The organism is Arthrobacter sp. B0427-1-12, from assembly GCF_059092905.1.
Genome location: NZ_JBNHIC010000009.1, coordinates 70,259 through 83,909, shown reverse-complemented (window position 1 = coordinate 83,909; position 13,651 = coordinate 70,259). Strand labels below are relative to the sequence as shown.

General features: G+C 67.4%; 11 protein-coding genes and 1 tRNA gene. 6 read left to right on the top strand and 6 right to left on the bottom strand.

What is annotated here, in order from left to right; genetic code table 11:
• Positions 1-168: 168 nt before the first annotated feature.
• The 6 genes from AC5RWU_RS08385 to AC5RWU_RS08360 form a co-directional block, all read right to left on the bottom strand.
• A complete protein-coding gene (locus tag AC5RWU_RS08385) occupies positions 169-1,278 on the bottom strand; it encodes a thiolase family protein (protein ID WP_494030454.1) in 1,110 nt (369 codons plus the stop codon).
• Positions 1,275-1,706, bottom strand: coding sequence for a Zn-ribbon domain-containing OB-fold protein (locus AC5RWU_RS08380; RefSeq protein ID WP_494030455.1), 432 nt, complete (start codon positions 1,704-1,706; stop codon positions 1,275-1,277). The genes AC5RWU_RS08385 and AC5RWU_RS08380 overlap by 4 nt, the downstream gene beginning before the upstream one ends.
• 19 nt (positions 1,707-1,725) lie before the next feature.
• Positions 1,726-2,928, bottom strand: a complete 1,203-nt coding sequence (locus tag AC5RWU_RS08375; protein WP_494030456.1) for a thiolase family protein — start codon at positions 2,926-2,928, stop codon at positions 1,726-1,728.
• Positions 2,925-4,907, bottom strand: a complete 1,983-nt coding sequence (locus tag AC5RWU_RS08370) for an acetoacetate--CoA ligase (RefSeq protein WP_494030457.1) — start codon at positions 4,905-4,907, stop codon at positions 2,925-2,927. Before AC5RWU_RS08370 ends, AC5RWU_RS08375 begins: the two co-directional genes overlap by 4 nt.
• A 64-nt stretch (positions 4,908-4,971) precedes the next feature.
• On the bottom strand, positions 4,972-5,349 hold the full coding sequence (locus tag AC5RWU_RS08365; protein WP_494030458.1) for a VOC family protein: 378 nt from the start codon (positions 5,347-5,349) through the stop codon (positions 4,972-4,974).
• An 88-nt stretch (positions 5,350-5,437) separates the two neighbouring features.
• Positions 5,438-5,520, bottom strand: a tRNA-Leu gene (locus AC5RWU_RS08360).
• Between the two features lie 487 nt (positions 5,521-6,007).
• Between AC5RWU_RS08360 and AC5RWU_RS08355 the strand changes: the two genes are divergently transcribed.
• The 6 genes from AC5RWU_RS08355 to AC5RWU_RS08330 are packed head-to-tail and all read left to right on the top strand — an operon-like array spanning position 6,008 to position 13,618.
• Positions 6,008-6,745, top strand: coding sequence for an FHA domain-containing protein (locus AC5RWU_RS08355; RefSeq protein WP_494030459.1), 738 nt, complete (start codon positions 6,008-6,010; stop codon positions 6,743-6,745).
• Positions 6,745-7,221 (top strand): FHA domain-containing protein FhaB/FipA, encoded by a 477-nt coding sequence (locus AC5RWU_RS08350; RefSeq protein WP_494030460.1) that lies wholly within the window; start codon positions 6,745-6,747, stop codon positions 7,219-7,221. Before AC5RWU_RS08355 ends, AC5RWU_RS08350 begins: the two co-directional genes overlap by 1 nt.
• Before the next feature lies 1 nt (position 7,222).
• Positions 7,223-8,905 (top strand): PP2C family protein-serine/threonine phosphatase, encoded by a 1,683-nt coding sequence (locus AC5RWU_RS08345; protein WP_494030461.1) that lies wholly within the window; start codon positions 7,223-7,225, stop codon positions 8,903-8,905.
• Positions 8,902-10,326 carry an FtsW/RodA/SpoVE family cell cycle protein gene (locus AC5RWU_RS08340; protein WP_494030462.1) on the top strand — a complete coding sequence of 475 codons (1,425 nt, stop codon included), beginning with the start codon at positions 8,902-8,904 and terminating at the stop codon, positions 10,324-10,326. The genes AC5RWU_RS08345 and AC5RWU_RS08340 overlap by 4 nt, the downstream gene beginning before the upstream one ends.
• Positions 10,323-11,768 (top strand): peptidoglycan D,D-transpeptidase FtsI family protein, encoded by a 1,446-nt coding sequence (locus AC5RWU_RS08335; RefSeq protein ID WP_494030463.1) that lies wholly within the window; start codon positions 10,323-10,325, stop codon positions 11,766-11,768. The genes AC5RWU_RS08340 and AC5RWU_RS08335 overlap by 4 nt, the downstream gene beginning before the upstream one ends.
• Entirely contained in the window at positions 11,765-13,618 is a 1,854-nt protein-coding gene (locus AC5RWU_RS08330) for a protein kinase domain-containing protein (protein WP_494030464.1), read from the top strand. The genes AC5RWU_RS08335 and AC5RWU_RS08330 overlap by 4 nt, the downstream gene beginning before the upstream one ends.
• The last annotated feature ends 33 nt before the right edge of the window (positions 13,619-13,651 follow it).

The following is a 13,651-nucleotide window of genomic DNA, read 5'->3' as shown; positions in this document are numbered from 1 at the left end:
AAGGTTGCCACCCGTCCGTGCGAATCGACCAAGGGTCAATTCAGGTTGCTCCCAGGATGACCAATGGTCAGTTCGCGTTGCTCCCAACCGGACTTACCACCGCGAAGTGACCCTTGGTCAGCTGCTGCTACCCGGGAAAGTCAGTCCACGCCACTCAGGCCCCCGCACTCAGTCCACGGTCTCAAGCAGCACGGCCAGGCCCTGCCCGCCTCCACCGCAGAGGGAGGCGATGGCCCGCCGGCCGCCGCGCTCCCGCAATGCCAGGGCCGCGGTCAGCAGCAGCCGGAACCCGCTGGCGCCCAGCGGATGTCCCATCGCCACCGCACCCCCGTTGACGTTGACCACGTCCGCGGGCAGACCCAGATTGCGCATCGTGGCCAGGGTGACGCCGGCGAAGGCCTCGTTGATCTCGTAGACATCGACGTCGGCGGCCTTGAGCTGCTGCCGCTCCAGCACCCGGCGGATAGCCTCGGCCGGCTTGAGGTGCAGGCTGGTGTCCGGCCCGGCCACAACGGCCCAGTCCACGATCCGCCCCAGCGGCAAATGACCCAGGTCCTCCAGCACGCCGTCGCTGACCACCAGGCCGGCGCTGGCGCCGTCGGCCATCTGCGAGGAGTTGCCCGCGCTCAGGGTGCCGTCCGCCGTGAAGGCAGAGCGCAGTCCGGACAGCGCGGCGCGGTCGGACGACTCCCGGACGCCCTCGTCATACTCGTGCCGGCCCGCTGGAGTTTCCACTGCCACCAGTTCATGCTGCTGCAGGAACTCACGCGCGGCCAGGGCGCGCTGGTGGGACAGGTGGGCCCAGTCATCCTGGTCCTCGCGGCTGATGCCCAGCTCTCGGTTGGCCTCGTCGGAGACCACGCCCATGGATTCACCGGTGATGGCGCATTCCAGCCCGTCGCGCAGCATGGTCTCCCGCGGGGCCTGCGACATCGAGTCGAAGCCGCCCACCAGATAGGTGCCGCCCTCACCGAAGGCGATCCGCCGGGAGGCATCACAGACGGCCTCGAGACTGGCCAGGCAGACGCTGTTCAGGGTGATTCCCGGCGTCGTCGGTGCCACGCCGCCGCGCAGGGCGGCGATCCTGCCGGGATTCTGGCCCAGCCCGGACTGTACGACGACGCCCATCAGGGCGGCGTCCGGCGTGCGGGCCGCGGGGTGCCGGCGGATAAGCTCCGCCACGGGCAGCGCGCCGAGGTCGAGCGTGGGGATGGCCGAGAGCGCGCCGCCGAGCTTGCCGAAGGGAACGCGGACGCCGTCGAGCAGGTACGCGCTCATGCGGCCTGCGCTTCGGAGGGGGTAAAGAACGGAAGCATATATTCTCCTACTCGCATAAATTCCACCCGCACCGGCAGGCCCACCCGCACGTCTTCCGGGGCGATCCCCACCAGCGCGGTAAGCATGGTGGGGCCCTCGGCCAGAGATATTACTGCGACGGTATACGGCGCGGCCGCGGCCCAACCGGGGTGGCCTGGCTTGTGCACCACGGTGAAACTCCGGACGGCTCCGGTGCCGGAAGCCTGGCGCCATTCCAGGGCCGGGCTCCAGCAGAACGGACAGGCGGCACGCGGGTAGAAGACCCAGCGGCCGCAGTCCGTACAGTACTGGAGGGCGAATTCCTTCCGGCGGCAGGCCTCCCAGAAGGCCTCGGTCTCGCCCGTGGGCGTGGGCGCCGGGACGGTGAGGGTCCTCGGGTCTACCTGCATTCCTGGTCCTCTCCCCGCATCACTGGGCTGCCCCCAGCACCAGGGCTACGGCCTCGCTCATGGTCGCGCCGTTGCCCGTCACCAGGGCAGTCCGGGCGTCGCGGATCTGCCGGCCGGCGGCCGTGCCACGCAGCTGCCGCACGGCCTCCACCACGTGGCTCATGCCGCCGGCCAGGTCCGCCTGGCCGAAGCCCAGCTGACCGCCGTGCGTGTTCAGCGGGAAGTCCCCGGCGTGGGACAGGTCGTGGTCCTTGACCCAGCGGGCGAACTGCCCCGGCGGGCAGAGCCCGGCGTCCTCCAGCGTGATGGCCACCATGACGGTGTAGCAGTCGTAAAGGGACAGCAGGTCCAGCTCCTGCGCGGCGACGCCGGACTGCGCGAAAGCCTGCTCCATGGACGGCTTCAGCGGTCCGCTGGTCAGGCTCGGCGCCTGGCTCATCGCCCGGTGGGTCACCATCTCGCCGGCACCCAGCAAGTACACCGGATCGTGCGGCAGGTCCAGCTGCCCGGCCAGGTCCGGACTGACCACAACGACGGCGTCCGCACCCGCCACCGGCATGACGATCTCCAGCAGGTGCAGCGGATCGGCGACCATCGGCGAGGCGAGGATGTCCGCCGTCGTCGCCGGTTTGCCGTAGAAGATGGCCTCCGGATTCAGCTGGGCATTGGCCCGGGAAATCGCCGCCAGTTCGGCGAAGTCCTCCGTGGTGGTGCCGTAGTCCGCCATGTGCCGCTGCTTGAGCAGCGCGTAGGCCGTGTTGGCCCCGGAGGCGCCGAAGGGCACGTCGAACTCCCGGATGGGATTGCGGTTGGGCGAGCGCGGCGGTACCGGGTTGCGGTGGTTGCCCAGCACGCAGAGCACCGCGGTGGCCATGCCGGCGTTGATGGCCGCGGCAGCGCGCCAGATCATGCCGGGCCCGGAGGCCCCGCCAAGGTCCACGACGTTGGACATCCGCGGGCGCAGCCCCAGGTATTCGGCCACCGTGGCCGGCACGTGCTGCGGGGTTTCGCCCACCTGCGGGCCCACCAGCAGTCCGTCGATCCGGTCCTTGGCCAGGCCCGAATCCTGCACGGCCCGCCGGGCGGCTTCGGCCAGCAGGCCCATGGTGGTCTTGCCCTCGGTCTTCCGGACCGGCTTCAATTCGCCGATGCCGATCAGCGCGCCCCAGGGCGCGTGCCGGCTTGCCGTGTGCCCGGCGCCGGGTACCGCCGTCGTACTCATGCGAACAACCCCTCGAATTCCGCCAGGCACTCCGGATTGCTCAGCGAGCCCAGGTTCTTCACCGGCTTGCCGGCCACTGCGGCCTTGGCCGCGCTTTCCACCTTCTTGCCATTGAGGGTGTATGGGATCGCCTTCACCGCAAAGACGTGCTGGGGCATGTGCCGTGGCGACGCCTGCACGCGGATGTCCTGCCGGATGTCCTTCACCAGTTCCTCGGTCAGCTCATGCCCGGGAGCCATGACCAGGCAGAGCACGATCTCCTCGTCGTTCTCCGGGGTGTAGCCGAAGACAAGCGATTCCCCGATCTCCGGGCGCCGGTCCAGCACCCGGTAGATCTCCGCCGTGCCGATCCGCACACCGCTGGGGTTGAGCGTGGTGTCGCTGCGGCCGTAGACCACCACGGTGCCCCGCTCGGTGATTTCGGCCAGGTCCCCGTGGGTCCAGATATCCGGCCGGTCGGCGAAGTACGCGTCGTGGAAACGCTTCCGGCCGCCCTCGCCCAGGAAGGTCAGCGGTGCGCTGGGGAACGGCTCGGTGCAGACGAGGTCCCCCTTCTCGCCGATCAGCGGCGCATTGCGGTCATCCATCACGTTGACGGCGTGGCCCAGCGCCCGGCAGCTGATCTCCCCGCGGTACACCGGATGAACAGGCGAACCGAGCATGAAGCAGCCGTGGATTTCGGTGCCGCCGCAGATGGATGCGAAGATCTGGTCCTGCTTGATGTTGGCGTACACCCAGTCGTACTGGTCAGGGGACACCGGAGCACCGGCGGACAGCACCGAGCGCAGCGCGGACAGGTCGTGGTGCTCCCGGGGGCTGTAGCCGGCGTCGATCAGGGAGGTCAGATAACGCGGGCTGGTGCCGAAGTGCGTGATCCCGGCGTCCTCGGCGATCCGCCACAGGTGCCCGTAGTCCAGTTGTGTGCGGTCCTGGGGCTTGCAGGGCAGCGGCGTGCCGTCGATCAGAACGACGGCGGCCTCCGCTGCCAGCACGGACACCACCCAGGCGTACATCATCCAGGCAGTGGAGGTGAACCAGGAGTGCACGTCGCCGGGGCGCACGTCCCCGTGCAGCACGTGCTCCTTCAGGTGCTGGAGCAGGACGCCGCCGCTGCTGTGCACGATCGCCTTGGGCAGCCCGGTGGTGCCGGAGGTGAACATGACCAGGAACGGGTTGTCGAACGGGAAGCGCTCGAAGGTCAGTTCCGCGTCCAGGTCACCGAATTGGCTGTCCCAGGAATCCGTACCGGATACGACGACGGACACCGGCGCTTCCAGGGCCTCGACGACGGCCGCCACCTTCTCCGCTACCGGGAAGGTCCTGCCGTTGTAGACGTAGCTGTCGACGGCGATGATCGCCTTCGGAGCCACCTGACCAATGCGGTCCACCAGGCCCGCCACGCCGAAGTCCGGCGAGCAGCCTGCCCAGGCCGCGCCGAGGGATACCGAGGCGATCATGGCCACCAAGGCGTCAATGGTATTGGGCAGCACCCCCGCCACCACATCGCCCTGGCCCACACCGAGCCTGCGCAGTCCTTGCTGTGCCCCGGCGACGCGACGCTTCAGGTCATGCAGCGTGAGGGTGGTGTGGGCGCCGGTTTCGTCCGCGGCGATCACGGCGGTGCGGGCATCGTCGCCGCGCAGCAGGTTCTCCGCCACGTTAAGCCGTGCGTCCGGGAACCACACGGTGCCGAACATGTGGCTGCTCGGGTCCACATCCTGGGGCCGGGACGCGCCCTGGGCCGGCGGCAGTACTTCGGACCGTCCGCCGCGGTCCCCGATCACGCCGCCGAAGTCCCAGACCGCGGCCCAGAAATCGCCGCGCCGGCTGATGGACCAGCGGTGCAGTTCCTCGTAGTTGCTGGCCGAGTAGCCGTTCGCCGCGGCGAACCGGGCCAGGTTCGACTCGGTAAAAGCCTCCTCCGGAGGGGTCCAGAGGGGAACCTGCTTCGGCTGCGGGGAAACGACGGTGGTGTTCACGCAGCAAATTCTTTCATGCCGCCCCCTCCCACCCGGAATTTGTGCAGCTCCTGCCGCTGGCGGCTCAGTCCTGGTGGAGCTGGATGAGGTTGCCGCAGGTGTCGTCAAAGACCACGTGTGTGCCGGATTCGTCCGTCGCGGGCTCGGCGGTGAATTTCACGCCAAGGCCGCGCAGCCGCTCATACTCGGCCCGCACGTCCGGCACGCCGAAGACGATCGCCGGCATGCCGGCGTCGTGCACGCCATTCATGTACGCCGCGCCGATCGGGTTGTCGCTGGGCTCCAGCAGCAGGCCGGTGCCGTTGGGGTCCTGCGCGGAGCGCACTATATAGAGGTAGTACTCCGGCATGGCCATGAGCTCTTCGAAGCCCAGGACCTCGGTATAGAACTTGAAGGCTTCGGCCGGGTCCTTGACATGGATGCTGCACATTTTGATCCGCATAAGCAGCACACTACGGGTTGGGCGTCCGCGTCAGCCACCCCGGAAACGCAAAAACCCCGGTCCGAAGACCGGGGTTCTGCTTTCTGCGTGCGCGAGGGGGGATTTGAACCCCCACGCCCTTTCGGACACTGGCACCTGAAGCCAGCGCGTCTGCCGTTCCGCCACTCGCGCGCAGCTTGCCCTTATTCCGTTCGGCCCCGCCCAGGTTTCCCTGTCCGGCATTTGCTTCCCGGTAAGAACAGCGAGATCCATCATAGCCAACATTTTCCGAAATTCCCAAACCGGCGCTTCCGGCCCGTCCACTCCCACGGAACCGCGCCGTCCTGCCCACCGAAATCCGTGCAGTGGCGCGGCATTCGACCCGTGGCGGGCCGCCGCCGTCGAACCTGCCGGGCACCCTGCCGGCCGCAAAACCGCACTGTGAAATAAACCACAGCACGGTAACCTGCAGGCCAGTCGAATCGTTACACACAAGAACTCTTGGAAACCTTTTGCGGGGTGTACAAGTAGTATCGGATTAAGTGTGGCCTTATTTCCGTGTGCCTGTACCCATCCGCCGGGCACCTGAACGCGTGGCCCGGATTGAGCAACGAACAACGAACAGAGCAACGGACAGAGCAAGCGCCCGAGAGCGCAGAATTCAGTGAGGAGGCAGTGCATGGGTCTGCTGGACAATGTTGAACGCAGCATCGAAAAGATTGTCCGCGGCGCCTTCTCCCACGGTTCCAAAGCCCAGGTCCAGCCCGTCGAAATCGCCAGCCGCCTGCGCCGCGAACTGGACCACCGTTCCATCACGCTGTCGCAGGGCCGCACCTTGGCCCCCAATGTCTTCAAGGCACGCCTCTCGGATTCGGACTTTGCCCTGGCCAAGGAATGGGGCTCCGCCCTGGCCGAGGAGCTGTGCGACGTCGTCATCCGGCACGTCAACAGCCAGGGCTACATGCTCCAGGGGCCGGTCAGGGTCTCCTTCACCCGGGATTCGAGCCTGCGCCCGGGGGTGTTTGAAATCGACTCGCACACCGAGAAATCCGGCCAGGCCCACGCCGAACCGCGGCATCCGGCTGCCCCGACGGCACCAGCGCGCCAGCCCACCCGGCTGCAGCCCGTCCTGGACATCAACGGCCAGCGGTATTCGCTGAATGCGTCGTCGATCGTGCTCGGCCGCTCCTCCGAGGCGGACATCATGGTTGACGACACGGGCGTCTCACGCAAGCATCTGGAGGTCCGGACAGAGAACGGCGTCTCCAGCGCCATCGACCTGGGCTCCACCAACGGCAGCTTCGTCAACGGCCACCGCATCCAGGACCGGTCCGAACTGACGGACGGCTCCGTCATCACCATGGGCCGCACCCGGATCACCTTCCGGCTGCTGCCGGTCCGATCAGGAGGGCGCTAGTGCTCAGTGAGTTGACCCTGACGGCCCTACGCTACGGCTTCCTCATCCTGCTGTGGCTGCTTGTCATCAGCATCGTCAGCGCCCTGCGCCGCGATCTGGCCATCGGCCAGCGCAGCCGCACCGGCGCGCCGGGTGCGCGGCAGGAGCGCAGCCACGAAGGACCGGAAACGGCGCCGCAGCGGCTCCATGCCCGCCGGCTGGTGGTCACCGAAGGCCCGCTGGCCGGCACCACCCTGGACCTTGCCTCCAGCCCCGTCCTCCTGGGCCGTGCCCAGGAGGCCACGCTGGTCCTGGAAGACGACTACGCCTCCGGCCGGCACGCCCGGCTCTTCCCCCAAGGCAGCCGCTGGTTCATCGAGGATCTCGGCTCCACCAACGGCACGTTCCTCGGCGGGACGCAGCTGACCCGGGCGCTTCCCGTGGAACTGGGCGTTCCCATCCGGATCGGGAAGACAGTGATTGAGCTGAGGCCCTAGCGTGGCCCTGGTTCTGCATTATGCGGCGCGATCGGATGTTGGCAAGATCCGCTCCAAGAATGACGACTCCGCCTACGTCGGCCGCTATCTGGCGGTCGTGGCGGATGGCATGGGCGGGCACGCCGGCGGCGATGTCGCCTCCGCATCGACCGTGCTGGATCTGGTCCATCTGGACCACAAGGATTACGACGACGACGCCGGCACCGTCCTGGCCGACGAAATCCAGACTGCCAATTCCCTGCTGTCCGAGCTGGTGCAGACCGATCCCCGCCTGGCCGGGATGGGAACGACGGTCACCGCAATCCTGCTGTCGGGAAACCGGCTCGAATTCGCGCACATCGGGGACTCCCGTGCCTACCGGCTGAAGAACGGGGTCTTCGAGCAGATCAGCACCGACCACACCTTCGTGCAGCGACTGATCGACGAAGGCCGCCTCCGTCCCGAGGAAGCGGAGATCCATCCGCACAAGAATGTGCTGATGCGCGTGCTCGGCGATGTGGATGCCAGCCCAGAACTGGACCTGCACAGTTTTGCAGCCGAGGCAGGAGAGCGCTGGCTGCTCTGCTCCGACGGTCTCAACGCGGTAGTCCGGGACACCGAGGTGGAGCAGATCGTGCGGCACACCCCGGACCGCCGCGAACTCGTCAACACCCTCGTGGAGATGGTGCTCGACGGCGGCGCACCGGACAACGTCACCATCGCCGTCGTCGACGTCGCAGAAGCGACTGCGGACGAGACCGCAACGGATGCGATAGCGGAGCTGGGCACCCCCGAGGGCGATGGAGACACGGTGCGCGGCGACGGTGCCGTCCCCACGGCCGCCGTGCCTGCCGCCGTTTCCGCCGCGGTATCCCCCAGGTACGACGGCGCCGCTCCGGACGGTGACGACACGTTGCCGTCCGCTGCACCCGCCGGACGGGGCGCCGATCCCGCTCCCGTTCCCGGGAACGGGGCAGCCACCGGCGGGGTAGCCGCAGCCGAGGCAACAGCAGCAGAACCGGTCACCGGAACCGTACGGGCCGAGGCTATTCGCCGGGACCTGGCAACCCGGCCCCACATCCTCGTCGGCGCCGCAGCGCTGGCGACCGAAACGGGCCAGATTCCGATCGTCACCCAGCGCTCCACCGAGCGCCGGGCGGCCATGCTCCTGACCCACAAGGCGCCCGACCAGGAAGCGCTGGAGGAACCGGAGCTGCCGGAACGGCGGATCAAGCGCTGGCTGATCCCCAGCTTCCTGGCCCTGATGACCCTCATCCTGGTTGCCGTCATGTGGTTCGGCTACTCCTGGACCCAGACCCGGTACTACGTGGCCGAATCGGACAACCGGGTAGCCATCTTCAACGGCGTCTCCCAGTCCCTTGGACCGGTCGAGCTCTCCCATGTGGACACCGTCTACGAGGACATCCCGGTGTCGAACCTGCCCGAGGACTACCGCCAGCGCCTCGAGAGCACGATCTCCGCCCGGGACCTGGAGCATGCCCAGCAGATCGTCGAGGAACTCAGGCGCGAAATGCGCGCCGTCAGCTGTCCGCCGGCTACGGTGCCGCCCCCCGCTACGCCCACTGCCGGGCCGACGGCAGCACCCTCGCCTTCCCCGACGCCCCCACCGGCCTCTCCGGCCGAAGGTGCGTCCACCCCCGCTGCCGCGACCCCACCGCCCGTCTGCGGAGAGGCAACCCCGTGAGTAATATCCAAACCGTCCCCAAGCCGCGCCGGAACGTCGAACTGCTCCTGCTGGTGCTGGCCCTGGCCGTCGGCATCGGCTCCAACATCATCGTGGGGCTGGACGAAGAGCGCGCCTTCGACACGGACTTCTACTTCCAGGCGGGCACGCTCGTGGCCCTGGCGCTGGCCGTGCACATCATCCTGCGGCTCCGGGCAAAATATGCTGATCCGGTAATACTTCCGATCGTGACCGCTCTGAACGGCCTTGGACTCACCATGATCCACCGGCTGGACATTGCCACGGGCCAGGATGCGGCTGCCCGGCAGCTGCTCTGGACAGGTGTGGCCATCGTCGTCTCGATTGCCGTGCTGCTGGTGGTGAAGGACCATCGGATGCTGCGCCGGTTCACCTATATTTCGCTGATTGTCAGCGCCGTCCTGCTGGTGATGCCGCTGCTTCCGGGCCTCGGCACGGAGATCAACGGCGCCCGGATCTGGGTCACGTTCGGCTCCGCTTCCTTCCAGCCCGGCGAAATCGCGAAGATCACCCTCGCTATATTCTTTGCGGGGTATCTATCCACTAACCGGGACCTGATCCTGCTGGCCGGCAAGAAGGTGGGGCCGCTGCAGCTCCCCCGGTTCCAGGACCTCGGCCCGATGGTGGCCGCCTGGCTGGTGAGCATCGGCGTCCTGGTGTTCCAGCGGGACCTGGGCTCCTCCATTCTCTTCTTCGGCCTGTTCATGGCCATGATCTATGTCGCCACCAGCCGGGTGAGCTGGATCCTGATCGGCCTGGCCATGATCGGCCTCGGCGGTTTCATCGCGCTGCAGCTGTTCCCGCACGTCATGCTGCGTTTCGACAGCTGGTGGAATGCGTTCAGCCCGGACGTCTACAACCGCAATCCCGGCGGCAGCGGACAGATCGTCCAGGGGCTCTTCGGCCTGGCCAGCGGCGGCCTCACCGGAACGGGCCTGGGCGAGGGCCGTCCGGATTTGGTTGCCTACGCCAACAGCGACATGATTATCGCCGCCCTCGGCGAGGAACTGGGCCTGATCGGGCTGTTCGCCATCGTGCTTCTTTACCTGCTGCTGATCAGCCGGGGGTTCCGCGCCGCGCTGGGGACCCGCGATGCCTTCGGAAAGCTGCTGGCCTGCGGGCTCTCCTTCACTCTGGCATTGCAGTGCTTCGTCGTCATCGGCGGCGTCACACGGCTGATCCCGCTGACCGGCCTCACCACCCCTTTCATGGCCGCCGGCGGTTCCTCGCTGCTGGCCAACTGGATCATCGTGGCCCTGCTGCTGCTCATTTCCGATGCATCCCGAAGGCCGATAGCAACCGGACCCGTGGATGAGCTCGTCCCGCCGGCCACGGAACGGAACAGGAAACGCACCGATCCGGCACATTCAACCAGCAAGACCCAGGAGGTGGGCGCATCATGAACCAGGCAATCCGCAGTTCATGGGTCGTGGCCATGGCCATGTTTGCGCTCATCCTGGGCTCGCTGACCTACGTCCAGTTCTTCGAGGCGGAAGACCTCAACCAGAATGACTGGAACAGCCGCGGGCTGTACCAGCAGTTCGGCGGCAACCGCGGCGCGATTCTGGTGGACGGCCGGCCGATCGCCGAGTCGGTCCCCTCCGACGGGGAATTCGAGTACCAGCGGGTGTACAACCAGCCGGAACTCTACTCGTCGCTGACCGGGTTCTATTCGCTGGTGTACGGTTCCACAAAACTGGAAGCGGCGCTCAACGACCACCTCGCCGGTACCAGCGGCGAGCTATTCTACGACCGCATCATCCAGCTGCTCTCCGGCACGCAGGGACAAGGTGCGTCGGTGGAGCTGACCATCGATCCGCAGCTGCAGCAGCTGGCCTACGACCTGATACCGGACGGCCAGTCCGGTTCCATCGTGGCGCTGGACCCCAAGACCGGGGACATCCTGGCCATGGTCTCCAAACCCAGCTACGACACGAACCTGCTGGCCGGCCACAACACCGCCGCCGTGGTCCAGAACATGGAAGACCTGCAGCAGGTTCCGGGGCTCTCTCCCTACGCCAACCCAGCCACGGACGAGTTGCTGGCCCCCGGCTCGGTCTTCAAGATCATCGATACCGTTGCTGCCTTGGAGTCCGGCCAGTACACCGCTGACAGTGAACTGCCCAACCCTGCGGTGCTGCCGCTGCCCGGCACCGCGATCGGGCTGCCGAACTTTGCCCGCGGCGGCTGTGCCGCGCGCACCACTGCCGACTTCTCCTTTGCCCTGGAGCAGTCCTGCAATACACCGTTCGCCAGCATCGCCCTGGACCTGGGGCAGGAGGCAATTGCCGAAACCGCACGGAACTTCGGCTTCGGCGAGGGCCTGAACATCCCGGTACCGGTCACCCCCAGCCAGTTCCCCGAAGACATGGACCCGGCACAGCTGGCCCAGGCGAGCATCGGCCAGTTCGATGTCAAGGCCACCCCGCTGCAGATCGCGATGATGACCGCTGCGATCGCCAATGATGGCGAACTGATGAAACCGAACCTGATCAAGGCAGTCCGGGCACCGGACCTGCAGATCATCGACGACCCCCAGCCGGAGACGTTCCGCACCTCGACCACACCCCAGATCGCCAACCAGGTCACCGAATGGATGGTCAACGTCGTGGACCAAGGCATCGCGGGCGCCGCCGCCGTTCCGGGCTACAGTGTTGCGGGCAAAACCGGGACCGCGGAACTGGGCGACAGCGGCCTGAACAATTCCTGGTTCACCGGCTTTGCTCCGGCCGATGATCCCGAGGTCGTGGTGTCCGTCGTCGTGGAAGGCGTGGATGTCCCCACCGGTTTACAGCTAACTACTCCAAGCGCGCAGAGAATCCTAGAGGCGGTGTTGAATAAGTGAGGCCTACATCGGGTATCACCTTAGGCGGCAGGTTCCAGCTCACCGAACGCATTGCCATCGGCGGGATGGGCGAAGTCTGGAAGGCACAGGACCAGGTCCTGGGCCGGATCGTCGCCATCAAGATCCTCAAGGAGGAATACACCGGTGATCCCAGCTTCCTGAACCGTTTCCGCGCGGAGGCCCGCCACACCGCCCTGGTCAACCACGAGGGCATCGCCAATGTCTTCGACTACGGCGAGGAGGGCGGCTCGGCCTACCTGGTCATGGAACTGGTGCCGGGGCAGCCACTGTCCAACATCATCGAGCGCGAACAGGTCCTTTCCCCGGACCGGACGCTGTCCATCATCAGCCAGACGGCCAAGGCCCTGACGATCGCGCACAACCAGGGCCTGGTGCACCGCGATATCAAGCCCGGCAACCTGATGATCACGCCCGAGGGGCGGGTCAAGGTCACCGACTTCGGCATCGCGCGTCTGGCGGATCAGGTGCCGCTGACCGCCACCGGCCAGGTCATGGGCACGGCGCAGTACCTCGCGCCGGAGCAGGCCACCGGCCAGACGGCCACCGGCCAGAGCGACATCTATTCCCTGGGCGTGATCGGCTACGAGTGCCTGGCCGGTTACCGTCCGTTCTCCGGTGAGTCCCAGATCGCGATCGCCCTGGCGCAGGTCAATGACACTCCCCCGGACCTGCCGGAGAGCATCCCCGCGCCGGTCCGCGCCCTGCTCATGTCCATGCTGGCCAAGGATCCGGCCGACCGCCCATCCAACGCCGAAGACCTCGCCGAGGCCGCGGACGCCATCCGCCGCGGCGATGTGAAGGCCGCCGAGGCAGCCGTTCCAGGCATGCTCGCCTTCAGCGACACCGCCACAGGCGCCATCACCGCACCGGTTCCCATGTCCGGCACGGCCCCCACCCAGGCGGTCCAGCCGTCGCGGGGGGCGCCCGCGACCTCCGCGCTGCCCGTCGTCAATCATGATCCGGAGTCCGACGGCGGTGCTGGCGCCGGCTTCGGTGCCGCCGCCGGGGCCGGCGCCGGACTGGCGGCCCAGCGCCCTTGGTCTGAGCGCGAATGGCACGAAGAGGACGTTGACCAGGCGCCCGTCGAGCAGAAGCGAGGCCGCAGCCCCTGGAGGTTTCCACTGATCCTGCTGCTGCTGCTCGTCCTGCTCGCTGTCCTGGGGATCTTCCTCGGACCGCAGCTGTTCAACCGGACCACGGAACAGTCCACCGATGATCCAGCCACAGCGAGTGCCTCCGCTACCTCCGCGTCTCCGACGGCGTCGCGGTCGCCCTCCCGCACCTCGCCGCCGGCGCGCACAACGGCTCCGCCGACGTCAGCCGCACCCCAAGTGGTGACGGTCAACCCGTCCACCTACCGCGGACGGAACGTGGACCAGGTCTCGGCCGAATTGGTTAACCTCGGGCTGCAGGTCTCGCGGCAGGGACAGGCCTCCGCCGAGCCGGCCAACACGGTGCTGGACGTCAACCCGGTCGGCCCGCTGCAGGTCGGCACGGCCATCAGCGTGATTTACTCAACCGGGCCGGAGACGGTTGCAGTGCCCAACGTCGTCGGACTGGATCAGGCGTCGGCCCGCGAGGCGATCATCGGGGCGGGCCTGACACCGGCCAACGGCGGCACCCAGGTCTCGGACGAGCCGGAGGGAACCGTCCTGTCCGTCAGTCCGGGTGCAGGCCAGCAGGCGGAGGAGGGTTCCACCGTGACCTACATCCTGTCGGCAGGACCGGCTTCGCCCTCCCCGCCCACGACGGCTCCCACCACCCCGAGCGTCCCGCCCACCGTGCCGACCGTGCCGACCACAGGCCCCAATGGCGACGGAAACGGATAGCCACCGCGCGGTGCAACCGGAATCCTCGGAAGG